The sequence below is a fragment of the Stenotrophomonas sp. I18B00994 genome (assembly GCF_014145825.1).
GTDB lineage: Bacteria > Pseudomonadota > Gammaproteobacteria > Xanthomonadales > Xanthomonadaceae > Stenotrophomonas > Stenotrophomonas maltophilia.
Map to the genome: position 1 here is coordinate 1 of NZ_JACIUW010000008.1, position 26,358 is coordinate 26,358.

Sequence of the window (26,358 nt, forward strand, 5' to 3'; positions counted from 1 at the left end):
GTCGGCCGCTGGCCGGCAACCTCATGATCGTCGGGCATCCGGGGCTTGCCGGCCAGCGGCCGGCACTACCACACGTCAACGATGGCGTTTTTCCAGCACCGCACGCGCATCATCCAGCGACAGCCTGCGCGCGCGCAGCAGCACCAGCAGGTGGTACAGCAGGTCCGAGGCCTCGCCGAGCAGCGCCTCGTCATCCTGCGCCACCGCCGCCAGGGCGGTCTCCACACCCTCCTCGCCCACCTTCTGTGCGATACGGCGGATGCCGCCCTCGAACAGGCTGGTGGTGTAGCTGCCCGGCGGGCGTTGCGCCTCACGCATCGCCACCAGCTGGCCCAGCCCGCCCAGGAAATCCTTCGGCGCCTGGTCGAAGCAGCTCTCTGCACCGGTGTGGCAGGTTGGCCCCGCCGGCCGTGCCATCACCAGCAAAGTATCGGCATCGCAGTCGACGCTGATCGACTGCACCACCAGCACGTTGCCGGACTGCTCGCCCTTGGTCCACAACCGTTGCTTGCTGCGGCTGAAGAAGGTCATGTGGCCGATGGCCAGCGTGGCCGCCAGCGATTCGGCGCTGACATAACCGAGCATCAGTACCTGCAGGGTATCGGCATCCTGAACCACCGCCGGCAGCAGGCCGTCACCCTTGGCCCAGTCCAGCGCCTGCAATGCGTCCAACGACGGCCTGACTTCAATAGACATCCCGCACCTCGATCTGCTGTCCGCGCAGGTAGCGCTTCAATTCTGGAATGGCGATGGCGCCGCTGTGGAACACGCTGGCGGCCAGCGCGCCGTCGACGTCGGCCTGGTCGAAGGCTTCGGCGAAGTGCTCCATCGCACCGGCACCGCCCGAGGCGATCAACGGTACCTGGCACAGTGCCCGCGCCTGTTGCAGCTGCACGACATCGTAGCCACGGCGCACGCCATCGCTGTCCATGCAGTTCAGTACGATCTCGCCCGCGCCACGCCGTTGCGCCTCGACAATCCAGTCCAGGGTGCGCAGCGGCACCGCCTGGGTCTTGTCCGGATCGCCGCTGAAACGACGCACCCGCCATTGCCCGTCGGCCTCGCGCACCGAATCGACGCCCACCACCACGCACTGCACGCCGAACTCGTCCGCCAGCTCGGTGATCAGCTCCGGGCGCCCCAGCGCCGGCGAGTTGATCGACACCTTGTCGGCACCGGCAAACAGCACGCGGCGCGCGGTCTCCACGCTGTCGATGCCACCGGCCACGCAGAACGGAATGTCGATCAGCCGCGCGATACGCTCGATCCACGCCACGTCGACCGAACGCGCCTCGGGGCTGGCGCCGATGTCATAAAACACCAGCTCGTCCGCCCCCTGGTCGCGATAGCGCTGCGCCAACTCGGCGATGTCGCCCATGTCGACGTGGTCGCGGAAGCGCACGCCCTTGACCACGCGGCCATCGCGCACGTCCAGGCAGGGAATGATGCGGCGGCTCAACATGCCAGTGCCTCCGCCAGGTCCATGCGCTGCTCCAGCAGTGCCTTGCCGAGAATCGCACCGCCGCAGCCGGCGGCACGGGCCTCGGCCACATCGGCTACGTCACGGATGCCACCGGACGCCTGCACCGCCACACCCGGCAACAAGCCGGACAGGTGCCGATAGAGGTCGATATTGGGCCCGGCCAGCATGCCGTCACGGGCGATGTCGGTGCACAGCAGGTGGCGCATGCCGGCGCGCGCGTAGCGCTGGGCCAGGTCATCCAGGGTCACTCCGGCGTTCTCGGTCCAACCATGCACCGGCAATTGCCACTGCCCCTGTGCGTCCTGGCGCGCGTCCAGCGCAACCGTGATGCGATCGGCGCCGAATTCCTCCAGCCAGCCGACCACTTCATCGGGGCGACGCACCGCCAGCGAACCGACCACCACGCGACCGGCGCCGGCATCGAGGATGCGCGCCACATCGTCGCGGCCGCGCACGCCACCGCCGGTCTGCACCTGCAGCGATGTCTGCGCGCGGATCGACGACAGTAGCGGCGCCAGCGTATAGCCACCGGCGCGCGCAGCGTCCAGATCGACCAGATGCATCCACTGCGCACCCTGCGCGGCGAAGGCCTGCGCGCGTGGCAACGGATCGTCGCCATACGAGGTTTCCTGCGCGTAGTCGCCCTGGCGCAGCCGCACCACGCGGCCGTCGCGGATATCCAGCGCGGGGTAGACGATGAAACTCATGCAGCAGTGCCCTCGAGAAAATTGCGCAGCATCAGCGAGCCGGTCTCGCCGGAGCGCTCGGGGTGGAACTGTGCGCCGTAGTAACGCCCCTGCTCCACCACGGCAGTGAACAGGCCGCCGTGGTCGCAGGCAGCGACGGTGTGGGTATTGAGGGGCGCGGCGTAGCTGTGCACGAAGTAGGCGCTGGCACGCTCCGGCACGCCGCGCAGCAGCAGCGATTCGCGCAGCGGCAGCAGGCGGTTCCAGCCCATGTGCGGCACCCGGATGCCGCAGGCCGGCACCAGCTTGCGCACCACGCCGGGAATCAGGCCCAGTGTCTCCACACCCGCCTCCTCGGAGCGTTCGAACAGCAGCTGCATGCCCAGGCAGATTCCCATCAGCGGCACCTCCAGTCGCTGCAGCGGTTCCACCAGGCCTTGCGCATGCAGGCGTTGCATGCCGGGACCGGCGGCGCCGACGCCGGGCAGGATCACCCGCTGCGCACCGACCAGACCGTCCGCATCGCGCACCAGCCGCACAGTCGCACCCAGGCGCTCCAGTGCGTAGCGCACCGAGCCCAGGTTGGCGCCGCCGGCATCGATCAGCGCAACGTCACTCACAGCGCCCCCTTGGTGCTCGGCAGTGCCGTGCCCTGCCGGGCCAGCGCCGGACGCAGCGCGCGGGCCAGGGCCTTGAAGCACGCCTCCACCTTGTGGTGATCGTTGTCGCCGCGTACCTGCAGGTTGAGGTTCAGGCCGCTGGCATCGCACAGCGAGCGGAAGAAATGCGGCACCAGCTCGGTCGGCATATCGCCCACGCGTTCGCGCTTGAACTCGCCCTCGAACACGAAGTACGGGCGGCCACTGAAGTCCAGCGCAGCGCTGGCCAGCGTCTCGTCCATCGGCAGGGTGAAACCGTAGCGGCCGATGCCGCGCTTGTCGCCCAGCGCCTCGCGCAGCGCCTGGCCCAGGGCCAGCCCCGTATCCTCGATGGTGTGGTGTTCGTCGATGTGCAGGTCACCCTCGGCCTGGATGTCCAGCGCGAAGCCACCGTGCTTGCCGATCTGTTCCAGCATGTGGTCGAAGAACGGCAGGCCGGTGGAGATGCGTGCATCACCCGCGCAATCCAGGTCCAGTTCGACGCGGATCTTCGTTTCTTTCGTGTTGCGCTGGACCACGGCGGTGCGCGGCGCATCGGCCAGCGCATGGGCAATGCCCGGCCAATCCCACTCGCCACCAAACTGCGCGGTGCGCAGCTGGAAACCGCGGATGTTGAGGTTGTCGGCAAACTGCAGGTCGGTGATGCGATCGCCGACCATGCCCGAACGCGCCCAGTCGATGCTGCGGTCCTGCAGATAAGCCGTCATCAGTCCGATGCCCGGCTTGCGGGTCGGCGCGTTGTCGTGCGGCCAGCTGCAGTCGATCAGCACGTCACGGAAAGTGATGCCCTGGCTTTCGAAGATCTGCAGCATCAGCTCGTTGGGGCCATCGAAGCTGGCACGCGGGTAGCTGTCGCTGCCCAGGCCATCCTGGTTGGTGACGATCACGAACTGGTAGCCGGCATCCCGCAGCTTCAGCAGCGCCGGGATCACCTGCGGCACGAAGCGCAGCTTCTCGTAGGCGTCGATCTGGAAATCGGACGGCTCCTCGATGAGGGTGCCGTCGCGGTCGATGAACAGGATCGGGGTCATGCTGCGGCCCTCCGCGCCGACAGGGCCGCGAGCACGCGGTCATTCTCTTCCGGGCTGCCGATACTGATGCGAAGCGCATCGCCCAGCTGCGGCGCGGCGCGCTGGTCGCGCACCACCACCCCTGCAGCAAGCAGCGTATCGAACGCCGCCTGCGCATCGGCGAAGCGGACCAGCAGGTAGTTGCCGGACGAGGCGTACACCCGGCGTACACCGGGCAGGCTGGCCAGTGCCGTTCGCAGGCGTTCGCGCTCGGCGATGACCGTGGCCACGCGCTCGGCGGTGCGTGCCAGCGCGGCCGGCTGCAGGGCCTGCACGGCCAGTTCCGCGCACGGGGTCGGCACCGGATACGGCGCCTGGCAGCGGCGCAGCACGGCAATCAGTTCCGGCGCGGCGATCAGCGTTCCAATGCGCGCGGCCGCGAGTGCGTGTGCTTTCGACAGCGTGCGCAGCACCGCCAGGTTGGCGTGCACGGCCAGCAACGTGGTCGCCGACGGACGCTGCGCGTACTCGACATAGGCCTCGTCCACCACCACCAGTGCCTGCCCGCGCAACGCAACCGCCACCCGTTCGACCTCGTCCAGGGCGATATCACTGCCGGCCGGGTTCGACGGTGCGCACAGGAACACCAGCTTGGCATTGCGCGCCCTGGCGGTGTCGATCACCGCATCCAGATCGGCGCGCAGGCCATCCTCGCTGTCCACCAGCGGCACTTCAATCAATGCGGCGCCCTGCAGGCGTGCGCAGACGGCGTACATGCCGAACACCGGCGGCGTGACCAGCACGCCATCGCGGCCCGGCACGCACAGCGCGCGCACCAGCAGATCAATGGCTTCGTCGCTGCCGCGACCGATCAGCAGCTGCTGTGGCGTCACGCCGTACAGCGCCGCCAGTCCCTCACGCAATGCCAACGGCTGCGGTTCGGGATAGCGCCGGCTGCTGCCCGCGGCATCAGCGGGATTGGCCCAGGCCGATTCATTGGCGTTCAACCAGACCTCGCCCTGCACCGCCGCACTGCGCGCCGAGCTGTAGCCGGCGAAGCCCTGCAGATCCGGGCGAACCAGTGCCAGCACATCATTGATAGCCGCGTTCATGCTGCCACTTCCATGCGCACTGCGACCGCACGTTCATGTGCATCCAGGCCTTCGGCACTGGCGATGATGCGCGCGCAGCCGCCAATCGCTGCCAGGCCGGCGGCGCTGGCGCTCTGCACGCTGATCAGGTTCTGGAAGCTGGCCACACTGACACCACTGTAGGCACGTGCGGCACCCGCGGTGGGCAGCACGTGGTTGGTGCCGCTGCAGTAGTCGCCCAGTGCCTCGGGGGTGTAATCACCCAGGAACACCGAGCCGGCCGCCTGCACCTTGTCCAGCCACGCACGCGGATCACGCAATGCCAGGATCAGGTGCTCCGGTGCATAGCGGTTGCTGATCGCGAAGGCTTCGTCCAACGAGTCGACCTGGATCAGCCGCGAGGCCGACAGCGCCTGGCGTGCGATCTGCTGGCGCGGCAGCAAGGCCACCTGGCGCTCGACTTCAGCCTCGACCGCCGCCAGCATCGCGGTATCGTCGGTCAGCAGCAGCACCTGCGAATCCGGGCCGTGCTCGGCCTGCGACAGCAGGTCGGCTGCAACGAACGCCGGGTTTGCACCTGCATCGGCAATCACCAGCACTTCGGAGGGACCGGCCGGCATGTCGATGGCGGCGGCGCCGTCCTGTGCGACCTGCTGCTTGGCTTCGGTGACGAAGCTGTTGCCCGGCCCGAACAGCTTGTCACAGGCCGGAATGCTGGCCGTGCCGTAAGCCATCGCAGCGATGGCCTGGGCGCCGCCCAGCTTGAACACGCGCTGCACGCCGGTCAGGCGTGCGGCCACCAGCACCGCCGGATCCGCGCTGCCATCGGCACGCGGCGGCGTGCACAGCACCACCTGCGGGCAGCCGGCCAGCTGCGCTGGCACACCCAGCATCAGCGCGGTGGACGGCAGCGGTGCGCTACCGGCCGGTACGTACAGGCCCACCCGGCCGATCGGGCGCAGCATGCGTTCGCAGACCACGCCCGGGGCGGTTTCCACCACGTATCCCTGGCCCATGCCGGCGGCGTGGAAGCGCGCGATGCGTTCGGCAGCTTCCACCATGGCCTGGCGCAACTCAGCCGGCACCGCAGCTTCCGCCGCGGCAAACTCGGCTTCGCTCACTTCAAAGGACGACAGCTCGACACCATCGAAGCGTGCGGTGATCGCGCGCAGCGCGTCGTCGCCCTGTGTGCGCACCTGTGCAATCAGCGTCGCCACCGCGTCGCGGGTCTGCTGCGCCACGGTCTGCACCGGGCGGGTCAGCGCCGCGCTGCGCGCGGTCTCATCAAGTCGGGACCAGATCAGACGGTTCATGCCAGCGACCGCTCCACGCTCAGTACCATCAAGCCCTGCGCGCCGGCGCGCTCGAGTTCCTCCATGCGCTGCCAGCTCAGCGGGCCCGGGCACATGGTCTGCAGGCGCAGCGCGCCGCCATCGGCCGGCAGCCGAACCAGCGGCTCGGCATCGGCCAGCAGCTGCGCCAGCGCGTCGACGCGATCCTCGCTGGCGCGGAACATCAGCAGCTTGCGATCCTGGCGCTGCACCACGCCGTCGAGGCGGCGCAGCAGCATCGCGCGCAGCGATGCACGTGCGTCATCCGGCACGCGCACCGCACCGGCCAGCACCGCCTCGCTGTCGAGCAGGTTGTGCACCGGGGTCAACTGGTTGGCGCGCAGCGTGGCGCCACTGGAGACCAGGTCGCAGATCAGGTCGGCGGTACCCAGGCGCGGGGCGATTTCCACCGACCCGGACAGCTCGACCACCTGTGCGTCCACGCCCTGTTCGGCCAGCCATTGCTTGAGGATGGCCGGGTAGCTGGTGGCAATGCGGGTGCCGGCCAGCTGCGCCGGTCCCTGCCACTGCCACTCCTCGGGTACCGCCAGCATCAGCCGGCACTGGCCAAAGCCCAGTCCGCGCAGTGCCTGGTAGGCAACCGGCAGGCCGATCTGGCGACGTGCCGCAGCCTGCTCGTCCAGCTCGTTGCGGCCGACGATGCCGAGGTCGCAGACGCCGTCGGCGATCAGGCCGGGGATGTCGTCGTCGCGCACCAGCAGCAGGTCCACCGGCAGCGATTCGCCGTAGCAGAACAGCTTGTCGCGGCTCTCGCGCCAGCTCAGGCCACAGGCACTGAGCAGGTTGCGGGCGGGCTCGGCCAGCCGGCCACTCTTCTGGATGGCGATACGCAGCCGGTCTCGTGCCGGCGCTGCCTGGGTTGCACTCATGGGGGAGGTCTCGAAGTTCGGAACGGGGCGCGGATCAGCGCGAAGCAAGGCGGTCGATGGCGGCGGCATAACCTCGATGGCCATGCTCGAGCGTTCGCGCCACCCGTCCGGTGGTGGTCACGCTGACCCCGGTGCGCTCGTGGATCTCGCGATACGGCACGCCCTGCTGCAGCAGCGGCACCACCTTCCAGCGGTCGGCCATGGCTTCCAGCTCGGCCGGGGTGCACAGATCACGCAGGAAGGCCTCGACCTGTTCCGGCTCGCGCAGGGCGGCAAAGGCTTGGGCCAGGGCTTCCAGGTCGGCCTTAGGGTCTTTGGCGGCAATCTCCGGGCGGGCTTTCACGGGGTCGTTTCCATGCATCAATGTAATAGCGCGTTAGTACATTAGCGCATTCTTGCGCACTGCGTCAAATCTGGGGGGATTTGTGGGCAGGGCTGCGCCCTGCACCCGCTAGATGCCGAAGCGACGTCAAATGCTGGATGGCTGAGGGTTGGCGGGGTGGGTCCGGTGGCAGGGGACGCCGTAAACCCGTCCATGGGGGCTTGTCCGCGGCATCCATGCCGCGGACACCCCTGCCTCCGGCCCCACCCCGCCGTCGACAGTTTCCTGCGAGCTGTTGGAACAGCAAGGGGTCGGATCCGTTTTCTGAAGGAAAACGGCTCTGACCCCGGAACGCGGCCCGGAAACGAAAACGCCCACCGGGTGGTGGGCGTTTCGTGGCGTGTCGGCGTGCGGCCAACCGGCCGTTACATCACCTTCGACTGCTCCAGCTCGACCTGCAGGGTGCTGGCCAGCTCGTCGCGGGAGACCTCGAACTGCTGCTCGCGCAGCAGGTCCTTCACTGCCACCACGCCGCGCGCCAGCTCGTCCTCACCGGCCAGCACCACGAAGCGGATGCCGGCCTTGGCTGCGTACTGGAACTGCTTGCCGATCTTCTTCGGCTCCATCTGCACTTCGGTGTTGATGCCACCGGCGCGAAGGCGGCGCGCGATGTCCAGCGACTGCGGCATGCCCTGCTCGTCCATCAGCGCCACCAGCGCCTGCACGCTGCTGCCCTCGATGCCATCGATCAGGCCGGCTTCGCGCAGCTGCCAGAACAGGCGCGACAGGCCGATGGAGATGCCCACGCCCGGCAGCTTCGACTTGCTGTAGTGGCTGGCCAGGTCTTCGTAGCGGCCGCCCGAGCAGATCGAACCGATCTGCGGGTGGTCGGTCAGCGTGGTCTCGTAGACGGTGCCGGTGTAGTAGTCCAGGCCGCGCGCAATGGAGAAATTCAGGCAGTACGCGGTTTCCGGCACGCCCAGCGCCTGCACCAGCTGCAGCACTTCGCGCAGTTCGGCGACGCCGGTACGCAGGATCTCCGAAGAACCGGCGTCGGCTTCAAGCGTGGCCAGCTGCGCCAGTGCATCGGCATGGCCCTGCGAACGCACGGCCACGAACGCCAGGATCTTCTCGACCTGCTCGGCCGGAATCTCGAAGCCCTCGCCCACCAGCGTCTCGCGCACGTAATCGGCGCCGCGCTTGTCCAGCTTGTCCACTTCGCGCAGCACTGCCAGCTGGCGCTCGCCCTCCGCCACGCCCAGGCTCTCGAAGAAGCCACGCATCAACTTGCGGTTGTTCAGCTGGATGCTGAAGTCACCGATGCGCAGTTCCGAGAACACCGCGTGGATGACCGCCAGCACTTCGGCGTCGTATCGCACGCTCAGGCTGTCCTTGCCGATCACGTCGATGTCGCACTGGTAGAACTCACGGAAGCGGCCGCGTTGGGCGCGCTCGCCGCGGTACACCCGCTGCATCTGGTAGCGACGGAACGGGAAGGTCAGTTCATGCTCGTGCTCGGCCACGTAGCGCGCCAGCGGCACGGTCAGGTCGAAGCGCAGCGCCATTTCCGGCAGCGAACGGTCACCCGATTCGGCGGCGTTGGCCAGCGCACCGGTGGACTGCACGAAATACACCTGGCGCTCGGTCTCGCCACCGGACTTGGTCAGCAGCACGTCGGACAGCTCGAACACCGGCGTCTCCACCGGCAGGAACCCGAAGCGCTCGTAGTTGCGACGGATCACGTCCAGCATGCGCTGGAACGCAATCTGCTCGCGCGGCAACAGTTCAAGGGTGCCGGGCGGGGTACGGGGCTTGATCACGGGCGGAACTCCTGCTGGAACGGGACGTGGGAGGGGGCGACATTCTAGCGCCCCCGCCTCGGGCAGGGTCGAACGGCCGCTTGAAGTATCATAAGGCCCTCCCCGCCCGCGATACGCCCCCGCAACATGTCACGGCCTTCCGGCGCTCCGCCCGCCACCAACGATCCCGCCTCGCCGTCCTGCAACACGCTGGACTGCCTGCACTGCTCGGTTCGCCACCTTGCGGTGTGCTCGGCGCTGTCGCCCGATGAAGTGCAGGCACTGGAACAGGTCACCGTTTCCCAGCAGGTCAGCATGGGCAGTACCCTGGCCCGCACCGGCGAAGAGCGCGACCATGTCTATACATTGACCGGCGGCGCCCTGCGCCTGGTGCGCACCCTGGCCGATGGCCGCCGCCAGATCAATGGCTTCGTGCTTCCTGGCGACTACCTGGGCCTGAGCGGCAGTGACCACCACCGCTACGATATCGAGGCCATCGCAGACAGCCGCGTATGCCGTGTCGCGCTGCCGCAGATGAAGGCGCTTCGCAGCCGTTTCCCGCACCTGGAACGCAAGCTGCTGCAGCGTGCCTGCCAGGAGCTGGACGCCGCCCAGGATGCCGCGCTGGCACTGGCGCGGCTGCAGCCGGCCGAGAAAGTGGCCGACTTCCTGCTGCGCCTGGCCGCGCGCGAGGCCAAGCTGGGTGGCGATGGCCTGCGCGTCTCGCTGCCGATGGGGCGTGGCGACATCGCCGACCATCTGGGCCTGACCATGGAAACGGTCAGCCGTACCTTCACCAAGCTGCGCCAGCAGGGGTTGATCGCCCTGCCCCACCTGAACGTAGTGGAGATCCTCGACGAGGACGGGTTGCGCACGCTGGCCGGTGAAGGGTTGATCTGACCGCATCGCGGTTGGCTGGGTTGCCGGCCAGCGGCCGGCACTACCAGGTGGACGCAGCACGGGTAGTGCCGGCCGCTGGCCGGCAACCACGTCCATCTCCGGTCAACGCAGCAACACCTCGCGCAACGCCGCATACTCCGCGGCCAACGGTTCCGCGTGCGCGGGCCGCTGCAGCAACGCATCCAGCGCAGGCGGCACCGCCACCGTTTCGCCGATCAGCGGCTCGACCACGGCCTCGAACTTGGCCGGGTGCGCCGTGGCCACCACCGCCCAGTCGCCCTTGGCGCCGCGCGCACGCAGGTCCTGCAGCACCTTCACCGCTGTGGCCGTATGCGGGCAGAACAGTTCGCCGTTGCTGGCATGCGCCGCCGCAATCGTCGCGCGGATGGTCACGTCATCCACCGCGAACGCGCGGAACGCAGCGCGCAGCTCGGCGTCATCTCCGAGGTAAAGCCAGCGCAGGCGTTCAAAGTTGCTGGGCGCCCCCACATCCATTGCGTTGGCAACCGTGGCCACACTGGCCTGCGGCTGATAGTCGCCACCGTTGAAGTACGCCGGCAGCACCGCATTGGCATTGTTCGCCAGCACGATCTGCCCGATCGGAACGCCCAGCGCGCGCGCCAGCACGGCCGCCATCGCATTGCCCAGATTGCCGGTCGGCACCACCAGGTTGAGCCGACGACGATGCGCTGCGTAATGGGTCAACGCCGCATGTGCGTAGTAACTCATCTGCGGCAGCAGCCGGCCCAGGCTGATGCTGTTGGCCGAGCTGAGCGGCACCTGCGCCTGCAGGTCACGGTCGGCCAGCGCCTGCTTGACCATGGCCTGGCAATCGTCAAACGCCCCGGCCACACGCAGCGCCTGGATGTTGTCGCCGAAGCAGCCAAGCTGATGCGCCTGGCGCGGTGACACGCGGCCATCCGGGTACAGCACCACCACACGCACGCCCGGCTGGCGGTGGAAGGCTGCCGCCACGGCGGCACCGGTATCGCCAGAGGTGGCGACAACGATCGTCAGGTCGCGGTCCTTGCCGGCCTGCAGCCGCGACAGTGTTCCGGCCAGGAAGCGCGCACCGATATCCTTGAACGCCGCCGTCGGCCCATGGAACAGCTCCAGCACATGGTCACCGCCGCCCAGTGGACGCAGCGGCACCGGAAAGTCGAACGCCTCGCGGCAGATCGATGGCAGCGCCGCCTCCAGAGCATCACCTGCGAAGAACGGTGCCAGCAGATCGGCGGCGGTATCGGCCAGCGTTGCGCCGGCCCGCAGCTCACGTGGCGCCGGCAGCACCTGCGGAACATACAGCCCTCCATCGGGCGCCAATCCTGCAGCGATCGCCGCACTGAGGCCAACGGCCGGGGACTGACCCCGGGTCGAAACAAATTGCATGGGTTCGGTATCCAGTAAAGGGGAAGGATTCAGCACAAGCGGGCTCCCGCTGCATCCAGCGGCGACACCCAGGCATCGCTGTCGAAACCGGCGGCGGCAAATGCCGCCTGCACCGGTGCGGCAGCGGCGCGGGCCTGGTCGGCGTCCTCGAACCAGGCGAACACGCTGGGTCCGGCACCGGAGATGCCCGCACCCATTGCATGGGCCGACAGCGCCGCATCGCGGGCTGCTTCGAAACCTGCAATCAGGCCGGCCCGCCGTGGTTCGACCAGCACATCGCGCAATCCAGCCCGCACCAGCGCCGCATCACTACGATGGCAACCACTGAGTACCAGCGCGAGGTTCGCACTCTGTGCCACGAATTCACCCAGCGCGTAGCTGCCCTGCAGCACCTGGCGCGCACGGCGTGTTTCCAGCACCGCGTGCGGATGCACCAGCAGGCTGTGCCAGGCCGCCGGCACAGGAATTGGCAGCAGGCGGTCGGCCGTACACAGCGCAAGACCACCCAGCAGCAGCGGCCCCACGTTGTCGCCGTGGCGGCCACCGCTGGCCACTGCCTCGCCATCGAGCGCAAACGGATACAGCGCCTCACGCGACAGCGGTGCATCCAGCAGCGCGTTGCCGGCAACCAACGCCGCAACGCATGACGCTGCCGAACCGCCCATGCCGGAACCGAACGGAATGCCCTTGTCGATCTCCACCGCGAATCCGAAATCCAGGCCCAGGCCTTCGCGCAGTGACGTCAGCGCAGCGCCGGCGGTGTTCCCGGCTGCCTCCAGCGGCAGCTCGACCGCACTGCCACGGATCGCCTCGATGCGCACCAGCGGTTCATCGATGCGGCGCACGCTCACGGTATCGCCAACACCGGCGATGGCATGACCAAGAATGTCGAAGCCCACCGCCACGTTGGCCACCGAGGCCGGCGCGAACGCACGTGCGATCACAGGCGCGCTCCTTCACCGGCCGCGACCCGCAGCAGGTCGGCAAACACACCGGCGGCGGTGACTTCCGGGCCGGCCCCCGGACCCTGCACCACCAACGGGTTGTCGCAGTAGCGACGGGTACGGAACTGCACCACGTTATCGGTCAACCGAAGGTTGGCGAAGGCGTGGTCGGTGGGCAGTTCCTGCAGGCCCACCGAGGCACCGTCAGCGCCCAGCCGTGCCACGTAGCGCAGCACCGCGCCACGCGCCCGCGCGTCCTGCAACCGCTGCAACAGGCTGGCATCGGACTCGCCCAGCCGCGCCATGAAGTCATCCACGCTGCCGTCGCGCAGCAGCGCCGGCACCAGGCTTTCCACCTGTACCTGTTCCAGGCTGAGCGCGTGGCCGGCCTCGCGGGCGAGGATCACCAGCTTGCGCGCCACGTCCACGCCCGAAAGATCATCGCGCGGGTCCGGCTCGGTGTAGCCCATCGACCGCGCCTGCGCGACCAGCTGCGAGAACGGCTGACTGCCGTCGAAGCGGTTGAACAGCCACGCCAGCGTGCCGGAGAAGATGCCTTCGATCGCCAGCACCTCGTCGCCCGTATCGACCAGATCACGCAGCGTGGTGATCACCGGCAGGCCCGCGCCCACCGTGGCTTCGTAGCGGAAGCGCGCACCACTGGCCGCCGCAGCAGCACGGATGCGCTGGTAGCGCGGCAGCGGGCCAGCACCGGCCTGCTTGTTCGGGGTCACCACGTGGATGCCGGCAGCCAGCCAGCCCTCATAGCGCTCGGCCACGTCGGCGCTGCCACTGCAGTCGATCACCACCGCATGCGGCAGGTGCGCGGCCAGCAGATGTTCGGTGAAGCGATCCAGGTCGCTGGGCTCGCCCGCGTCCTGCAATGCCTCCCGCCAATCGGCGTGCAGGCCATCCACTTCCATCCGCATGCGCGAACGCGAGGCCAGCGCGCGCAGGCGAAGATCCACATTGGCCTTGGCCAGCAGCTGCGGGCGGGCCGCCAGCAGCTGGTCCAGCAGTGCCGCGCCGACGTTGCCCGGCCCGATCACACCGACCGCGAACGTCTGCGGCGACAGCCAGAAGCCCGCATGTGCGGCCCGCAATGCGCGGGTGGCATCGGCACTGTCCACCGCCACAGAAATATTGCGCTCCGACGAGCCCTGCGCGATCGCCAGGATGTTCACCTGCGCGCGTCCCAGCGCCTCGAACAGGCGCGCCGCCACACCGGGCTGGCCGGCCATGCCGTCACCCACTGCCGCCAGCACGCTGACGCCCTCACTGACCTGCACGCGCTGCACCTGCCCTACCGACAGTTCATGCGCGAACGCGTGCAGCAGTGCCTCACGGCCACGCGCCGCTTCGGCAGCGCGCACCACGCAGCAGATCGAATGCTCTGACGAACCCTGCGAGATCATCACCACCGACACCTGCGCCTGGCGCAGCGCCGCGAACACGCGCTCGGCGGTACCGGGCACACCGATCAGGCCGGTGCCTTCCAGGTTCAACAGGGACAGCCCGGGGCTCAGGGTCAGGCCCTTCACCGGCCCGCGCGGCGAGCGCTCGGCGCTGATGCGCGTCCCCGGATGCGCCGGCTGGAAGGTATTGCGGATGAAGATCGGCAGGCCGAGGCGGATGGCCGGCGACATCGTCTGCGGGTGCACCACCTTGGCGCCGAAATAAGCCAGCTCGCAGGCCTCGTCGTAGCTCAGTGATTCCAGCTGCACCGCTTCGGGCACCAGTCGCGGGTCGGCCGACAGCACACCGTCGACGTCGGTCCAGATGTGCAGTTCATCGGCATTGAACAACGCGGCGAAGATCGCGCCGGAATAGTCGCTGCCATTGCGGCCGAGCGTGGTGATGCGGTCATGGCGGTCACGGGCAACGAAACCGGTGGCGACCAGGCGCATCTGCGGATGCCGCAGGCGCCACTTGGCCAGGCGGTCCGCGCTGGACTCCCAGTCGACATCCACACCCAGTTCGCCATGCCCGACCACCAGCACGTCGCGTGCATCGAGTACCGCACAGTCTTCGCCCAAGGCACGCAGGTGGGTGCCAAGCAGTTGCGCGGAGAATACTTCGCCCAGGCCCTGCACGCGGTCGAGCACTTCGCGCGGCAGCTCGCCGATCACCGCCAGCGCCGCCAGCACTTCGGCCAGTTGATCGAAGCGGGCGTCGATCCATTCGACGGTCTCGCCCACCTGCTCGCCCAGCAGGGCCACGGCGGCGCCACGGTGACGCGCGCGCAGCGCATGCCAGGCCTCGCGCCAGGCTTCGTCGCCCTTGGCCGCCAGCTGGGCCAGCTCGATCAGCGCGTCAGTGACGCCCTTCATTGCCGAAACGACAGTGACCTGCAGCGATTCGGGACGGGCCAGCAGCAGGCCCGCGACATGGCGGTAGCGTTCGGCATCGGCCACCGAGGTGCCGCCGAACTTGTGCACGACGATGGACGGTGCAGCCAGATCGGCCGGGGCAACGGGATGAGCGGGGGCGTGGGAAGACATGCAGACCTCGGCAGGAGGCCCCGTCGCATGCAGGTGTCGAGTTTCCCCGCCACCTGTATGGTGCGGGGCCGTGGTTTTCGGGAGTTACACGAAGACGACGGGCCGCACCAGGGCAGTGGTGACGGTGGTGGTGGTAATGGTGGTGGTGGCGACCGGCGCAGTCGAACGGCCCGCGGTAGCGGGAGCGATCAGGCTGGCGTGGGCGGCATCAAGAACCATGACGCACAGAAAACACTGTGCGCCGGCCTGCTGTCAAGTGCTGCGATGCAAAAAACCAGTGCCGCGATCATCGCTCAACGTGCCGGCATTTGGTTGCATCTGAGACCAAGGCAGCATCAGCACGCTTGACGCACGCATTCAGTCGGCATGTTCGGCGATCGCCCGTGGACTACGATGGGCATGCGCGCACAGCATCACGCCGGCCACCAGGAACACGATCGCCAGCGCTTCCAGCAGTGAAGGCCAGCGCTGCTGCCAGGCGAAGGCATACGCCAGCGCGAACAGCGTCTCGAACACGATCATCTGTCCGGTCAGGGTCAGCGGCAGCAGGCGGCTGGCGCGGTTCCAGAACGCATTGCCGAGGATCGAGGCCACCACCGCCACACCGGCACTGATTGCCCAGAAACCACTCCACTGCGCCGCCGTGTGCCCGCTGGTGTGCCCGATGAAGGCCATCGGCACCAGCAGCAGGGCCAGGCCGCCGGTGGTGACGCCGGTCAGCAGCGACCAGTCGTGGCTGGACAAGTCCGGTCGACGCGCCAGCCAGCGGCTGTTGCCGATCGAGTACAACGCCCACGAGAACAGCGCGCCGAACGCGCACAGCAGGCCGATCAGGCGCTGCCGCCACGGGGTTGCCAGGTGCTCGGACATCAGTGCTTCCCAACCAACCAGGGCCACGCCCAGCACGCACAGGCCCAGTGCCGGCAGCAGCTGTTTCAAAGGCACTGCACCCTGTTCGCGCACGCCGACCAGGGTGACCACCACCGGAATCAGGCCGACAATCAGCGACGCCGCCGCACCGCCAGCCCACTGCACCGCCGTGGCCAGCAGCAGGAAGTACACCAGGTTCCCGGCCAGGCTCAGCCACAGCAGCCCGATCCATTCGGTGCGACCCAGCTGGGGTGCCAGCCGCTTCCAGCGCGGGAGCAGCAGTACTACGGCGATCAGGCCGTAGACCAGATAGCGACCGGCCGACAATTGCAGGGCGTTGAACGACTGCAGCACGGCGGGCGCGAGGAAGACCACGCCCCACAGCGCGCCAGCGGCAACGCCATTGGCGATGCCCAGGGCCATCGGGTTGTTGCGCATTCGGGTTCTTCGGGGGGAGAGAACAGGCCGCGCAGTGTAAGCGCTGGCCAGCGGGCGCTCTTGACCGAGGCTATTGCCCTGACCGGCCGCGCGTGTGCAAAGCCGAGCGTGGCTCGACCCTACAGTCCGGCGCCCCGGCGCCACGCTGCGGGAGTCTGGCCGCACTCGCGGCGCAGCGCGCGGGTCAGTGCGCTCTGCTCGGAATAGCCCGCGGCCAGCGCGATATCGCTGATCGGCGCCACGCTGGTGCGCAGCTGGTGCTTGGCCCAACGCAACCGGCTTGCACTGAGCCAGGCCTGCGGGCTGAGCCCGAACTCCTGCCGGAACAGCGCATGCAAACGGCTCTCGCTGACCCCGACGAACCCCGCCATGCGCGCCACCGGCCACGCCTGCCCGGGGTCGGCCTGGACCGCCGCACACAGACCCTGCATGCGCGCGCCACTGCCGGCAGGTGCAAATACCTGCAGCAACTGCGGCAGCAGCGCCGGCATTGACTGCCCTGCCTGCACCTCAGCCAGGCGTCGGCGCAATGCCAGCGGCAGATGCAGCCAGCGCTGCCGGCACAGATGCTCCTGCGTGCCGTCATCAAGTACGCCCGGAGGACAGTCAACGATCACGAAACCATTGGGACCATCAGCCATCTGGTCATGCGCCTCACCGGCGGCCACGAATGCCCCCTGCAGCACGTCCAGCCGACCTCCGCGGCCTTCCATTTCGAACTGCAGTTCACCCTGCACTGGCAGCACCCACTGCGCGTAGTCATGGCGGTCCAGGCCGGTGGCCTGGCCGTAGTGCCGCAGATGGAAGATGGCGCCCATGCGGGCAGTGTGCGCGTGTAACAACGGCCGTGCAAACCGTTGCTATAGTCGATCCGTCATCCAACGCAGGGAGTGCAGGACATGACCCATCAGCAGGTGTCCCTGGCGCTCGCCACCGGCCTCGGCCTGGCGCTCGCAGCTTCGGTCTCCGCACAGGCGCGTACGCCACCGGCTCCGCACTGCATGAACGCTGTCGGCGTACAGGAAGTGGAGCAGGCATCACCGCGCTCGATCGCACTGCGCGCCGCCTCCGGCCAGCCCTTTCGGATCGACTTCAACGAAGATTGTCCCGGCGTCCGCAGTGCCACCTCGCTGAAACTGGAAGCCCCCGCCGGCTGGGCCTGCGGCCGCCCCAGCGAACGCGTCGTGGTCGACGGCCGCCAATGCACCATCAGCGCAGTCACCCCGCTGCAGAATCGCGACTATGCCAGCGTCGCCCGCGACAGCGAGCGCCTGCGCACCGCTACCCTGCCTGCCGTGACCATCCGCGAACGCAAGGAGGTGCGTCGCAGCTTCGGCGGCTCACCGTCCTACTGCTTTGCCACGCGCAACGTGCGTGCCTGGTCATCCGACCCGCAGGGCATGCTGGTGGAGACCAACCCGCGCCGCAATGGCGGCCATCGCTACTACCGGGTAGAACTCGGCAGCCACTGCCGCCAGCTCGACCGCACGCCGCAGCTGAGCTTCCACTCGGGCCTGCAGAACGGCCTGATCTGTGGCAATCCCGGCGATCGGATCATGACTGCCGAATTCGAGACAGACGATCTGCGCGGTGAAAGCATCGCCCCGCTGCCGCAGTACACGCGCGGCAGCTGCACGATCCAGGCGGTCTACCCGGCCTCCAGCCAGGCGTCGAACTAACCGTCGACGCCGAGGAAGGCGAACGGTGCGCTGGGCACGAACTGGCCCAGTGCATCACCGGCGAAGGTATTGCGCTGGTCCTTGCCGAGGTCGAGCTTGAGTACCTTGCCGGCGAAATCGACCTTGTTCAGATCGACCCAGAAGGTGTTCGGGGTCAATGCCGATTCGAAGAAGTACAGCCGCCGCTTGTGGTCGGCCACGGTGCGCCAGCGCGTGGATGAGATGTTCGGCTCACCCGGCGTGGTGATGCCATACGGCACCGACGCGTTGCGGATCACGCTGAACACGCTGGCCAGGGCCTCCACCGGATCCTCGGCCTTGGGAATGGCGTTGATGTAGAACGAGGCGCGCGCGAAACGGTCAGCAGAGCGGTTGGTGCCCGGCAGCATCACCGTGCCGCCGATCTGCTGCCAGTAGCTGTTGAGCGCCAGCTGCTGCTCGAAGATCGGCGAATTGGTCATCACCTGGTAGCGCCGGTCATGGTGGATCACCTGGCGGCCGCCGATGTACTCGACGATGGCACTGTCGCCGCTGGCATCGGACAGCGAAAGGTGCAGCGTCGCCTGCCGATCTTCACCGGGCACCTTGTCGGTGACGATCGAGTACGGCTCGCGCTTCAACGCGGCGACCGCCTCTTCCACGGTAGCGAAGTTGTCCAGCACATACTGCGCCCACAGCGAAATCGCCAGGCCCGGCTTGTTGCCACGCTGCTGCGGATACTCCGATTCGACCAGCCACAGCAGGTTGGCTACCAGGCCCTTTTCGTTCATGCCATCGGTGGTCGACACGTCGTAGCCGGTGGCCACCACCGAGCCGTAGCGCGCGGTCCACGCCAGCGACTTCGGGCCGGCCTGGCCGGTGCGCGCAATGCCGCGCGGCAGTATGTAGAGGTTGGTCGCCACATCGACCTTCCAGTCCATCGAGCGCGCGGTGATCACATCGCCGTTGTCACCCAAGTACACCGCGCGCGTGCAGGCCAGTGCCGGTGCCACGGCTGCGGCCAGCGCGACCGCCAGCATTCCCCTTCCCATCCACTTCATCCGTGCCATGTCGTTGCACTCCTTTTCCCCGTGATCCGAAGATAGGACCCCAGGCAGGGTGAGACAGGGGTGAAAGCCTCAACGGACGAAGCGGTCGTGCAGCCAGAATCCTGCAAGCATCGAAGGCACGAACCACAGGGCTTCGCGCGACGCCACGGCCACCCCGGCGATGGCCGGGCCTGGGCAATAGCCCGCCCAGCCCCAGCCGATCCCGAACAGCGCGGCACCCAGCAGCAGGCGAGCATCCACACGCCGGGTAACAGGCAGCCGGAAGCGGTCTGCGTACAGCGGCTGCTGTCGCCGCAACACCCACCGCTGCCCGATCGCGCTGACCAGCAGCGCCGAGCCCAGCACCCACAGCAGCGTGGGATCGAAGTCACCGGTGATGTCGAGGAAGCCGAGGACACGACGCGCGTCGGTCATTCCCGAAAGTGCCAACCCCATGCCAAACAATGCGCCCGCCGCGCCGGCGGCCCAGACTGCGCGGCTCATGTTGGGCCTCCGCCATGACGGACCAGGAAGGTGGTCAGCATCGCGCAGGCCATGAACACCAGCACGGCCGCCAGCGATCGCTTCGAAGCGCGGGCCATGCCGCACACACCGTGACCGCTGGTGCAGCCGTTGCCCAGCCGCGTACCGAAGCCGACCAGCAGGCCGGCTCCCATCAACTGCCATGCCGGCAGCGCATCACGCAGCAGCGCACGCGGCGATGCCTCGGGCACCGATTGCCACCACAGCACCAGCCCCGCCGATGCGGTCAGGCCGGCCAGGAAGGCCCAGCGCCAGGCACGCTCGCCCTTGCCTGCGCGCAGGCTGCCTGCGGTGATGCCGCTGATGCCCGCCACGCGTCCGATGGTGGCGAGCAACAGCACCGCGGCGGCGCCGATCAACGCACCACCTGCCGCCGCACTCCATGGCAGGTTCATGCCCTGCCCTCTTCGCTGCCGTACATGGGATTGCCCATTTGTTTAGATTATTCTAAATTAGATCATTCTAAACAAAATGGTCAACCATGGCCCGGACCCAGCTCGACAGCGCCGCGATGGCCGAACACGCGTCGCAGGCAGCCACGCTGCTCAAAAGCCTGGCCCACCCGGCCCGGCTGCGGGTGCTGTGCCGCCTGGTGGAAGGTGAAGCGTCGGTACCGGAACTGCAGGCACTGACCGGCCTGAGCGCATCGGCGTTGTCACAGCATCTGGCGGTGCTGCGCGGACTGGATATCGTGGCGACCCGGCGCGAAGCGCAGGCGATCCACTACCGGGTTCTTGAAGGGCCCGCACTGGGCGTGCTGCAGGCGCTGCATGCGGCGTACTGCGGTGCTGCTTCGCGCTGAATCCGGCGCAGACCATCAGCCTGCGTGCAGCGCCGGCTGCACCACCTGATCGAGCAGGTCCACTGGCGTCGGTGCCGAACGATCGCCCTGCAGGCGCCGGGAGAATCCGGACCAGTCACTGCAGGAAAGCTGGCGAGAATAGGCACCCACGCTGGCAGTTGCGGACCAGTCCGTCTCAGTCCGCCGGAACGCTGGCCGAAGCGTTCAGGTTGCCGCCAAGACCGTGCCGTCGCAGCGTCGTGGCAGCATTGCCTCGAACACCACCTGGCCCGCTTCGTTGCGGGCCGCAATGCGCCCGCCGTGCGCGCGGACGAACTGATCGACGATGTACAGGCCCAGGCCCAGGCCCTTGCTCTGGTGGAAGCTGGCCTTGAACGGTTCGAACAGTCGCGGCAACAGCGCGTCATCGATCCGGCCGGCGTTGCTGACCCGCAGCAGTACGCCGCGCGGGTCGCGCCCATCCACCTCCACCCTCGCCTCGCTGCCATGGGTCAGCGCATTGCCGACCAGGTTGGCGGCGACCTGGCCAAGGCGATCCAGATCGCCCTGCAGCCGCGTGTCTCCCTGCAGGTCCAGGTGGATCCGGTCCGCCCCATGCGCGCTGCCCGCCTCGGCGACTACCGCGCGCGTCACGTCGGCCAGATCGCAGGCACTTGCCTCCAGCCTCAGGCCACCGCTGCGGATCCGCGAAAAATCCAGCAGCTGCTCGACCATCCGCGCCATCCGCAGGGTGCTGGCTTCCAGGTACTGCAGGGTCTGCTGCGCGCCTGCGTTGTCTTCCGGAAGCTCCAGCGCCAGCTTGTCGGCACACAGCAGGATCGCCGACAACGGCGTGCGCAGGTCGTGGGTCAAAACGGCAGCCATCGTCTCGTTGAGCTTCAGCGCGCGCTCCAGTGCCTCGTTGCGCGCCTTCAGCAGCTGCCGCTGCTGGTACAGCTCGATGAAGACGTTGACCTTGCTCAGGATCACCTGCGGCGCCACCGGCTTGTGCAGGAAATCGACCGCACCGCTTTCGTAGCCCTTGAACACGCGCAGGGGATCATCCGGAGAGGCGGTCAGGAAGATGATCGGCACGTCGCGGCTGCGATGCGAACCGCGCATCAGTTCGGCCAGGGTGAAGCCATCGATCTCCGGCATGTGCACGTCAAGCAGGGCCAATGCCACCTCGTGCTCGAGCAGCAGCTCCAACGCCTGCGCGCCCGAGCCGGCCAGCAGCAGGTTGACCCCTTCGCGCTGCAGCAGGGCCTGCATGGCTACCAGGTTCTGCGGCACGTCATCGACGATCAGCAGGTTGACCGGGGTCCGCGACTGCGCAGGTTCCGGTGGCAACAGGTTCATGCAAACAACTCCTTCAGGCGGCGACACATCAGTTCAAGGGGCAGCACGGCATCGGCGCCGGCGTACTGCAGGGCGGAAGCGGGCATCATCGACGCCTCGGCTTCCTCGGGACATTGCAGCCAGGCATGGCCACCGGCACGGCGCACGGCGGCAACGCCCTCGCTGCCATCACTGCTGGCACCGGTCAGCAGCAGGGCCAATACCTGCGCGCCGAACACCGCCGCAGCGGAGTCGAACAGCGGATCGATGGCCGGACGGGAAAACAGCACCGGTGCATCCACCGACAACGCCACCGCCCCCTCGTCCTCCACCAGCAGGTGGTAATCCGGCGGCGCGAACGTCACCGTGCCCGGCTGCAACGGCTGCTTGTCTTCGGCTTCGCGCACCGGCAACGCGCAGTACGGCGCCAGCACCTCGGCGATGCGGCTGGTACGGTCACGCGGCAGGTGCAGCACGGCCAGTACCGGTACCGGCAGCTTCGCCGGCAGTGCACCGAGCACCGCCTGCAGGGCCGCCACGCCACCGGCGGACGCGCCGATCACCAGCACGGCCGGACGCACCGGCAGCGTCATCAGGCCACCTTCCGGTACAGGCGGTGCTCTCGCGAACAGACCTCGAAGGCATCGTGGTGGCACCCGAACTGCAGCGACTCCTTGCTGCCCAGGCCAAGGAAGCCCCGGTGCACCAGCGCTTCGCGGAACAGGCCGACGGCACGATCCTGCAGGTCGCGGTTGAAATAGATCAGCACGTTGCGGCACGACACCAGGTGCACTTCGGAGAACACGGTATCGGTGGCCAGGCTGTGGTCGGCGAACACCACGTTGCGGCGCAGTTGGCGGTCGAACACCGCACCATCGTAGGCGGTAGCGTAGTAGTCCGACAGCGACGCGGTGCCACCGGCGGCCAGGTAGTTGCGGCTGAACTGGGCCATCCGGTCGATGCCATAGGCGCCCGCCTCGGCGGTGGCCAGTGCGGCCGGATTGATGTCGGTGGCATAGACGATGCTGCGCTCGAGCAGGCCTTCCTCATGCAGCAGGATCGCCAGCGACCACACTTCCTCGCCCGTGCTGCAGCCGGCCACCCACAGCTTCACCGAGGGATAGGTACGCAGCACTGGCACCACCTGCTCGCGCAGCTCACGGAAATACGCAGGGTCACGGAACATCTCCGAGACCTGCACGGTGAAGAACTGCATGGCCTGGGCGAACAGGTCCGGCTCGTGCAGCAGCCGGTACTGCAGGTCGACCAGCCGCTCGCACTCATAGCGCTGCATCGCCTGGCGCATGCGTCGGCGCAGCGACGACACCGCATAGCTGCGGAAATCGTAGTGGTAGCGCTGGTACAGCGCCTCCAGCAGGACCTTCAGTTCGAGGTCGAACAGCGCCTGTTCGTTCATTGCCGCGAGCACCAGACCCGGCACAGCGAGACCAGCTTGTCGACGTCGATGGGCTTGGCGATGTAATCGTTGGCGCCCGCCTGCAGGCAACGCTCACGGTCGTCAGGCATGGCCTTGGCAGTCAGCGCGATGATCGGCAGGTCCTGCAGGTGACGCTGCGCGCGGATCTCGCGCATCGCGGCCAGGCCATCCTTCTCCGGCATCATGATGTCCATCAGCACCAGGTCGACTTCGCGCTCGGCCAGGCGGTCCACTGCCTCCTGCCCATTGCGCGCGATCTCCAGCGTCACGCCCAGCGGCTCGAGCACGCTGGACAGCGCAAAGATGTTGCGCACGTCGTCCTCGGCCAGCAGTACGGTGCGTCCATCGAGCACGGTGTCGCGACGGCGCGCCTCGCGCAGCAGGCGCTGCTGGTCGGTGGGCAGGCTGGCTTCCACGCTGTGCAGGAACAGGGTGACTTCATCCAGCAGGCGTTCGGGCGAACGTGCGCCCTTGATGATGATGCTCTTGGAATAGCGGCGCAGGCGCTGTTCTTCCTCGCGACCGAGCGCGCGACCGGTATAGACGATCACCGGCGGGAAGCCGACGTCATCGTTGCCGGCCATGTGTTCGAGCAGGTCGTAGCCGCTGCCGTCAGGCAGTGACAGGTCCATCACCATGCAATCAAAGGTGACCGTGCTGAGCTGCTCCAGCGCGCCAGCAAGCGTTCCCACGGCGACGATCTGCAGCTGATCACGGCCCAGCAGCAGTTCCAGGTTGTGGCGCAGCTCGCTGTCGTCCTCGACGATCAGCAGGCGCCGCACGTCGCGCTGGCTGGTCTGTTCCAGCTGCTCGATGGCGCTTACCAGGCGCTCGCGCGTGGTCGGCTTGATCGCAAACCCGATCGCGCCAAGCTCGCGCGCCACCTGGCTGCGGTCCGTTGCCGAGACCACGTGCACAGGAATATGGCGGGTATCGGGGTTGCGCTTCAGGCGCTCCAGCACGCTCAGGCCGGACACGTCCGGCAGGCCGATATCGAGCAGGATGCCGTTCGGTCGCAGTTCGCCGGCCAGGGCCAGCGCCTCTTCGGCCGTCCCGGCCACCACGCAGTCGAAATCCAGTTCATGGGCCAGGGCCACCAGCGCTTCGGCGAACGTGGCGTCGTCCTCGACGGCCAGGATCAGGCGGCCCGGGTGCTGGCGACGACCGCGGTCGTCGGCCACGCTGGGCACCGTCGTCGTCGGCGCCACCGGAGCCCTTGCTGGCACCTGCATCGCCGGCACAGCGGCCGCGACCGGCGAGGCCACGGGGGCTGCGGCGATGTCCGCGGCGCTCGACGCGGGCGCGCCCTGCAACGGCAGTTCCAGAATGAAGCAGCTGCCACGGCCCGGTTCGCTGTCGACCTGGATGCTGCCGCCCATGCGCTCGGCCAGATCGCGCGAGATCGACAGCCCCAGGCCGGTGCCACCGTAGCGGCGACGGGTGCTGCCATCGGCCTGGCGGAAGGCTTCGAAGATGACCTGCAGCTGCTCGCGGGCAATGCCGATACCGCTGTCGCAGACCTCGAAACGGATGCGCCCCTGGCCGGCCGCGCGCACGTGCAGGCTGACCTTTCCATGCTCGGTGAACTTCACCGCATTGGCCAGCAGGTTCTTCAGGATCTGCTGCAGTCGCTGGCTGTCGACCATCAGCTGGCTCGGCGCCAGCGCATCGGCCTCGATCTGCAGGGCCAGGCCCTTCTGCCGCGCCATCGGCTCGAAAGTCTCGCGCAGGCGCTGCAGCACGCTGTCGGTCACCACCACTTCATCGGCCAGCTCGACGTGGCCGGCCTCGATGCGCGACAGGTCCAGGATGTCGTTGATCAGCGCCAGCAGATCGTTGTTGGACGACAGGATCGCACGCGCATACTTCACCTGTTCTTCGGTGAGCGTGCCGTCCTTGTTGTCGGCCAGCAGCTTGGCCAGGATCAGCGAGCTGTTCAGCGGCGTGCGCAGTTCGTGCGACATGTTGGCCAGGAACTCGGACTTGTAGCGCGATGTCGCGGCCAGTTCGTTGCTGTTGCGCACCAGCTGGCTCTGCGCGACCAGCAGTGCCTGCTTCTGCGCCTCCAGCTCGTGGGTCCGCTCTTCCAGCTGGACGTTGCTCTGTTCCAGCTCGGCCTGCTGTTCTTCCAGATGGCTCTGCGACTGCAGCAGGCTGCGGCTCTGCTCTTCCAGTTCCTCATTGGCCACGCGCAGCTCTTCCTGCTGGGCCTGCAGCTCCTCGCCCTGGCGCTGCGATTCCTCCAGCAGCACCACCAGTTGTGCGCGCAGCAGCGATGCACGCAGCGCCATGCCGATGGTCTCGGCGCAGCGCTCCAGCAGCTCGCGATCCAGGTCGCGCTGCGCACCCGCCCGGGCGCGTCCCAGCTCGACGATGCCTACCACGGTGCCGTCACTGCTGATCGGCGCCAGGATGCGCTCGCGCACCGGCAACCGCCCCAGGCTGGTCTGCAGTTCAAGTACGGCATCGTCGCTGCCCTCCAGGTGACGGATGCACTCATCCCGCGCCACCTGCCCGGCCACGCCCTCCTGCAATGCCAGCGACGCCGGCATGCCGGACGGCAACGCCAGGCCGCCGGTCAGCTGCAGTCGTCCGCCTTCCAGCCGGTACACGGCGCCGACGTCGGCCTCCAGTTGCGCGCCCAAGCTGGTGGCTGCCGCCTCGGCAATCTGCTCCGGGCCGAGGTCGCCGCGCAGGCTCATCGCTACCGCGTTCTCGGCCTCCTGCAGCCACAACGCCCGCATTGCGTCCCGGCGTGCCTGGATCGCGCGGGAGACGATCAGCGCGATCATCAGGAACGCACAACCACCGATGCTTCGGTTGACCAGCGAGAACGCCGAGTTCGAGCTGGCCGGGGCGATGTTGAAACCGATGACCAGCAGGACGCAGGCGAGCACAGCCACGATGAACGGCGCGCGCGCACTGCGCTGGAACACCGTGACGCCCACGGCCAGGAAATACGCCAGCCATACTGCATAACCGAGCGGTACCACCAGCTCCAATGCGATGGTCGCAGCCAGTAGCACGGCGGACGTCATCCAGATCCAGCGGTCACGCGTAGTCGCACCAGGACGCATGCAGGTCGGTTCCAGAACAAAAAGGGTGGGTGATGGTACTCCGTGTCGTATTCAGCCGCACAGGACAAATGGCACGTGTCCCGCCTCCACGCCTCCTTCACACTTGAATGCCTAGCTTCACGTCCCTCACAGGGGTAACACTTATTTTTACGTGGACGCTG

The 26,358-nt window shown here is 67.8% G+C and carries 27 protein-coding genes; 4 read left to right on the plus strand and 23 right to left on the minus strand.

Going from position 1 to position 26,358, the window contains the following annotated elements; all coding sequences use genetic code 11:
• Nucleotides 1–75 precede the first annotated feature (75 nt).
• The 10 genes from hisIE to hisS all read right to left on the minus strand — a co-directional run bounded on the left by hisIE (nucleotide 76) and on the right by hisS (nucleotide 9,292).
• A complete protein-coding gene (gene hisIE / locus H4O10_RS10555) occupies nucleotides 76–696 on the minus strand; it encodes a bifunctional phosphoribosyl-AMP cyclohydrolase/phosphoribosyl-ATP diphosphatase HisIE (protein WP_076738989.1) in 621 nt (206 codons plus the stop codon).
• The gene (hisF, locus tag H4O10_RS10560; RefSeq protein WP_005409431.1) at nucleotides 686–1,462 is read right to left on the minus strand and encodes an imidazole glycerol phosphate synthase subunit HisF; all 777 of its coding nucleotides are present in this window, start codon (nucleotides 1,460–1,462) and stop codon (nucleotides 686–688) included. The genes hisIE and hisF overlap by 11 nt, the downstream gene beginning before the upstream one ends.
• Nucleotides 1,456–2,190 carry a 1-(5-phosphoribosyl)-5-[(5-phosphoribosylamino)methylideneamino]imidazole-4-carboxamide isomerase gene (gene hisA, locus H4O10_RS10565; protein WP_076738988.1) on the minus strand — a complete coding sequence of 245 codons (735 nt, stop codon included), beginning with the start codon at nucleotides 2,188–2,190 and terminating at the stop codon, nucleotides 1,456–1,458. The genes hisF and hisA overlap by 7 nt, the downstream gene beginning before the upstream one ends.
• Nucleotides 2,187–2,789, minus strand: coding sequence for an imidazole glycerol phosphate synthase subunit HisH (hisH, locus tag H4O10_RS10570; RefSeq protein ID WP_024956882.1), 603 nt, complete (start codon nucleotides 2,787–2,789; stop codon nucleotides 2,187–2,189). The genes hisA and hisH overlap by 4 nt, the downstream gene beginning before the upstream one ends.
• Nucleotides 2,786–3,859, minus strand: coding sequence for a bifunctional histidinol-phosphatase/imidazoleglycerol-phosphate dehydratase HisB (hisB, locus tag H4O10_RS10575; RefSeq protein ID WP_005409428.1), 1,074 nt, complete (start codon nucleotides 3,857–3,859; stop codon nucleotides 2,786–2,788). The genes hisH and hisB overlap by 4 nt, the downstream gene beginning before the upstream one ends.
• Nucleotides 3,856–4,950, minus strand: coding sequence for a histidinol-phosphate transaminase (gene hisC / locus H4O10_RS10580; RefSeq protein ID WP_076738987.1), 1,095 nt, complete (start codon nucleotides 4,948–4,950; stop codon nucleotides 3,856–3,858). The genes hisB and hisC overlap by 4 nt, the downstream gene beginning before the upstream one ends.
• Nucleotides 4,947–6,242 (minus strand): histidinol dehydrogenase, encoded by a 1,296-nt coding sequence (hisD, locus tag H4O10_RS10585; RefSeq protein WP_076738986.1) that lies wholly within the window; start codon nucleotides 6,240–6,242, stop codon nucleotides 4,947–4,949. The genes hisC and hisD overlap by 4 nt, the downstream gene beginning before the upstream one ends.
• Nucleotides 6,239–7,150, minus strand: a complete 912-nt coding sequence (gene hisG, locus H4O10_RS10590; RefSeq protein ID WP_099562583.1) for an ATP phosphoribosyltransferase — start codon at nucleotides 7,148–7,150, stop codon at nucleotides 6,239–6,241. The genes hisD and hisG overlap by 4 nt, the downstream gene beginning before the upstream one ends.
• 34 nt (nucleotides 7,151–7,184) lie before the next feature.
• Nucleotides 7,185–7,493 carry a YerC/YecD family TrpR-related protein gene (locus tag H4O10_RS10595; RefSeq protein ID WP_088025802.1) on the minus strand — a complete coding sequence of 103 codons (309 nt, stop codon included), beginning with the start codon at nucleotides 7,491–7,493 and terminating at the stop codon, nucleotides 7,185–7,187.
• Between the two features lie 404 nt (nucleotides 7,494–7,897).
• Nucleotides 7,898–9,292 carry a histidine--tRNA ligase gene (hisS, locus tag H4O10_RS10600; RefSeq protein WP_005413164.1) on the minus strand — a complete coding sequence of 465 codons (1,395 nt, stop codon included), beginning with the start codon at nucleotides 9,290–9,292 and terminating at the stop codon, nucleotides 7,898–7,900.
• A 126-nt stretch (nucleotides 9,293–9,418) separates the two neighbouring features.
• Between hisS and H4O10_RS10605 the strand changes: the two genes are divergently transcribed.
• Nucleotides 9,419–10,171 (plus strand): helix-turn-helix domain-containing protein, encoded by a 753-nt coding sequence (locus H4O10_RS10605; protein ID WP_005409422.1) that lies wholly within the window; start codon nucleotides 9,419–9,421, stop codon nucleotides 10,169–10,171.
• A gap of 102 nt (nucleotides 10,172–10,273) precedes the next feature.
• Here the strand turns inward: H4O10_RS10605 and thrC are convergent, their stop codons facing one another.
• From thrC to thrA, 3 genes are read right to left on the minus strand one after another with little or no spacing between them, the layout of a single operon-like run.
• Nucleotides 10,274–11,560, minus strand: a complete 1,287-nt coding sequence (gene thrC, locus H4O10_RS10610) for a threonine synthase (protein WP_076738984.1) — start codon at nucleotides 11,558–11,560, stop codon at nucleotides 10,274–10,276.
• Nucleotides 11,561–11,589: 29 nt separating this feature from the next.
• A complete protein-coding gene (locus H4O10_RS10615) occupies nucleotides 11,590–12,504 on the minus strand; it encodes a homoserine kinase (RefSeq protein WP_076738983.1) in 915 nt (304 codons plus the stop codon).
• Nucleotides 12,501–15,005 (minus strand): bifunctional aspartate kinase/homoserine dehydrogenase I, encoded by a 2,505-nt coding sequence (thrA, locus tag H4O10_RS10620; RefSeq protein WP_043035073.1) that lies wholly within the window; start codon nucleotides 15,003–15,005, stop codon nucleotides 12,501–12,503. Before thrA ends, H4O10_RS10615 begins: the two co-directional genes overlap by 4 nt.
• Nucleotides 15,006–15,032: 27 nt before the next feature.
• Here thrA and H4O10_RS10625 point away from each other — a divergent pair, with 27 nt between their 5' ends.
• Nucleotides 15,033–15,353, plus strand: a complete 321-nt coding sequence (locus tag H4O10_RS10625) for a hypothetical protein (protein ID WP_162292024.1) — start codon at nucleotides 15,033–15,035, stop codon at nucleotides 15,351–15,353.
• Nucleotides 15,354–15,362: 9 nt separating this feature from the next.
• Here H4O10_RS10625 and H4O10_RS10630 read toward each other — a convergent pair whose 3' ends face one another.
• Together H4O10_RS10630 and H4O10_RS10635 are read right to left on the minus strand one after the other, a co-directional pair.
• Nucleotides 15,363–16,313 (minus strand): DMT family transporter, encoded by a 951-nt coding sequence (locus tag H4O10_RS10630; protein ID WP_043035072.1) that lies wholly within the window; start codon nucleotides 16,311–16,313, stop codon nucleotides 15,363–15,365.
• Between the two features lie 119 nt (nucleotides 16,314–16,432).
• Nucleotides 16,433–17,131: an AraC family transcriptional regulator gene (locus H4O10_RS10635; RefSeq protein WP_005409417.1), complete on the minus strand. Its 699-nt coding sequence runs from the start codon at nucleotides 17,129–17,131 to the stop codon at nucleotides 16,433–16,435.
• An 81-nt stretch (nucleotides 17,132–17,212) separates the two neighbouring features.
• On the opposite strand from H4O10_RS10635, the gene H4O10_RS10640 reads away from it, so the two are divergent.
• Entirely contained in the window at nucleotides 17,213–17,992 is a 780-nt protein-coding gene (locus H4O10_RS10640; RefSeq protein WP_043035071.1) for a DUF6491 family protein, read from the plus strand.
• On the opposite strand, the gene H4O10_RS10645 is transcribed toward H4O10_RS10640, so the two are convergent.
• The 3 genes from H4O10_RS10645 to H4O10_RS10655 form a co-directional block, all read right to left on the minus strand.
• Nucleotides 17,989–19,041 (minus strand): linear amide C-N hydrolase, encoded by a 1,053-nt coding sequence (locus H4O10_RS10645; protein WP_012480021.1) that lies wholly within the window; start codon nucleotides 19,039–19,041, stop codon nucleotides 17,989–17,991. The genes H4O10_RS10640 and H4O10_RS10645 overlap by 4 nt on opposite strands.
• A 69-nt stretch (nucleotides 19,042–19,110) precedes the next feature.
• A complete protein-coding gene (locus tag H4O10_RS10650; RefSeq protein WP_005409414.1) occupies nucleotides 19,111–19,524 on the minus strand; it encodes a DUF6691 family protein in 414 nt (137 codons plus the stop codon).
• Entirely contained in the window at nucleotides 19,521–19,958 is a 438-nt protein-coding gene (locus H4O10_RS10655) for a hypothetical protein (protein WP_043035070.1), read from the minus strand. Before H4O10_RS10655 ends, H4O10_RS10650 begins: the two co-directional genes overlap by 4 nt.
• 86 nt (nucleotides 19,959–20,044) lie before the next feature.
• Between H4O10_RS10655 and H4O10_RS10660 the strand changes: the two genes are divergently transcribed.
• The gene (locus H4O10_RS10660; RefSeq protein ID WP_043035069.1) at nucleotides 20,045–20,365 is read left to right on the plus strand and encodes a metalloregulator ArsR/SmtB family transcription factor; all 321 of its coding nucleotides are present in this window, start codon (nucleotides 20,045–20,047) and stop codon (nucleotides 20,363–20,365) included.
• 15 nt (nucleotides 20,366–20,380) lie between these two features.
• On the opposite strand, the gene H4O10_RS10665 is transcribed toward H4O10_RS10660, so the two are convergent.
• The 5 genes from H4O10_RS10665 to H4O10_RS10685 are packed head-to-tail and all read right to left on the minus strand — an operon-like array spanning nucleotide 20,381 to nucleotide 26,197.
• Entirely contained in the window at nucleotides 20,381–20,515 is a 135-nt protein-coding gene (locus H4O10_RS10665; protein WP_005413152.1) for a hypothetical protein, read from the minus strand.
• Nucleotides 20,516–20,569: 54 nt separating this feature from the next.
• On the minus strand, nucleotides 20,570–21,703 hold the full coding sequence (locus H4O10_RS10670) for a hybrid sensor histidine kinase/response regulator (protein WP_043035068.1): 1,134 nt from the start codon (nucleotides 21,701–21,703) through the stop codon (nucleotides 20,570–20,572).
• Entirely contained in the window at nucleotides 21,700–22,275 is a 576-nt protein-coding gene (locus H4O10_RS10675; protein ID WP_005409409.1) for a chemotaxis protein CheB, read from the minus strand. Before H4O10_RS10675 ends, H4O10_RS10670 begins: the two co-directional genes overlap by 4 nt.
• Nucleotides 22,275–23,099: a CheR family methyltransferase gene (locus tag H4O10_RS10680; RefSeq protein ID WP_005409408.1), complete on the minus strand. Its 825-nt coding sequence runs from the start codon at nucleotides 23,097–23,099 to the stop codon at nucleotides 22,275–22,277. Before H4O10_RS10680 ends, H4O10_RS10675 begins: the two co-directional genes overlap by 1 nt.
• Nucleotides 23,096–26,197 (minus strand): response regulator, encoded by a 3,102-nt coding sequence (locus H4O10_RS10685; RefSeq protein WP_043035067.1) that lies wholly within the window; start codon nucleotides 26,195–26,197, stop codon nucleotides 23,096–23,098. Before H4O10_RS10685 ends, H4O10_RS10680 begins: the two co-directional genes overlap by 4 nt.
• Nucleotides 26,198–26,358: the final 161 nt, after the last annotated feature.

What these genes read in the sequence shown, in the direction of transcription:
- hisIE (WP_076738989.1), bottom strand. Translation starts at nt 696, where the DNA reads ATGTCTATTGAAGTCAGGCCGTCGTTGGACGCATTGCAGGCGCTGGAC.
- hisF (WP_005409431.1), bottom strand. Translation starts at nt 1,462, where the DNA reads ATGTTGAGCCGCCGCATCATTCCCTGCCTGGACGTGCGCGATGGCCGC.
- hisA (WP_076738988.1), bottom strand. Translation starts at nt 2,190, where the DNA reads ATGAGTTTCATCGTCTACCCCGCGCTGGATATCCGCGACGGCCGCGTG.
- hisB (WP_005409428.1), bottom strand. Translation starts at nt 3,859, where the DNA reads ATGACCCCGATCCTGTTCATCGACCGCGACGGCACCCTCATCGAGGAG.
- hisC (WP_076738987.1), bottom strand. Translation starts at nt 4,950, where the DNA reads ATGAACGCGGCTATCAATGATGTGCTGGCACTGGTTCGCCCGGATCTG.
- hisD (WP_076738986.1), bottom strand. Translation starts at nt 6,242, where the DNA reads ATGAACCGTCTGATCTGGTCCCGACTTGATGAGACCGCGCGCAGCGCG.
- hisG (WP_099562583.1), bottom strand. Translation starts at nt 7,150, where the DNA reads ATGAGTGCAACCCAGGCAGCGCCGGCACGAGACCGGCTGCGTATCGCC.
- H4O10_RS10605 (WP_005409422.1), top strand. Translation starts at nt 9,419, where the DNA reads ATGTCACGGCCTTCCGGCGCTCCGCCCGCCACCAACGATCCCGCCTCG.
- thrC (WP_076738984.1), bottom strand. Translation starts at nt 11,560, where the DNA reads ATGCAATTTGTTTCGACCCGGGGTCAGTCCCCGGCCGTTGGCCTCAGT.
- thrA (WP_043035073.1), bottom strand. Translation starts at nt 15,005, where the DNA reads ATGTCTTCCCACGCCCCCGCTCATCCCGTTGCCCCGGCCGATCTGGCT.
- H4O10_RS10625 (WP_162292024.1), top strand. Translation starts at nt 15,033, where the DNA reads ATGCAGGTGTCGAGTTTCCCCGCCACCTGTATGGTGCGGGGCCGTGGT.
- H4O10_RS10630 (WP_043035072.1), bottom strand. Translation starts at nt 16,313, where the DNA reads ATGCGCAACAACCCGATGGCCCTGGGCATCGCCAATGGCGTTGCCGCT.
- H4O10_RS10635 (WP_005409417.1), bottom strand. Translation starts at nt 17,131, where the DNA reads ATGGGCGCCATCTTCCATCTGCGGCACTACGGCCAGGCCACCGGCCTG.
- H4O10_RS10640 (WP_043035071.1), top strand. Translation starts at nt 17,213, where the DNA reads ATGACCCATCAGCAGGTGTCCCTGGCGCTCGCCACCGGCCTCGGCCTG.
- H4O10_RS10645 (WP_012480021.1), bottom strand. Translation starts at nt 19,041, where the DNA reads ATGGCACGGATGAAGTGGATGGGAAGGGGAATGCTGGCGGTCGCGCTG.
- H4O10_RS10650 (WP_005409414.1), bottom strand. Translation starts at nt 19,524, where the DNA reads ATGAGCCGCGCAGTCTGGGCCGCCGGCGCGGCGGGCGCATTGTTTGGC.
- H4O10_RS10655 (WP_043035070.1), bottom strand. Translation starts at nt 19,958, where the DNA reads ATGAACCTGCCATGGAGTGCGGCGGCAGGTGGTGCGTTGATCGGCGCC.
- H4O10_RS10660 (WP_043035069.1), top strand. Translation starts at nt 20,045, where the DNA reads ATGGCCCGGACCCAGCTCGACAGCGCCGCGATGGCCGAACACGCGTCG.
- H4O10_RS10670 (WP_043035068.1), bottom strand. Translation starts at nt 21,703, where the DNA reads ATGAACCTGTTGCCACCGGAACCTGCGCAGTCGCGGACCCCGGTCAAC.
- H4O10_RS10675 (WP_005409409.1), bottom strand. Translation starts at nt 22,275, where the DNA reads ATGACGCTGCCGGTGCGTCCGGCCGTGCTGGTGATCGGCGCGTCCGCC.
- H4O10_RS10680 (WP_005409408.1), bottom strand. Translation starts at nt 23,099, where the DNA reads ATGAACGAACAGGCGCTGTTCGACCTCGAACTGAAGGTCCTGCTGGAG.
- H4O10_RS10685 (WP_043035067.1), bottom strand. Translation starts at nt 26,197, where the DNA reads ATGCGTCCTGGTGCGACTACGCGTGACCGCTGGATCTGGATGACGTCC.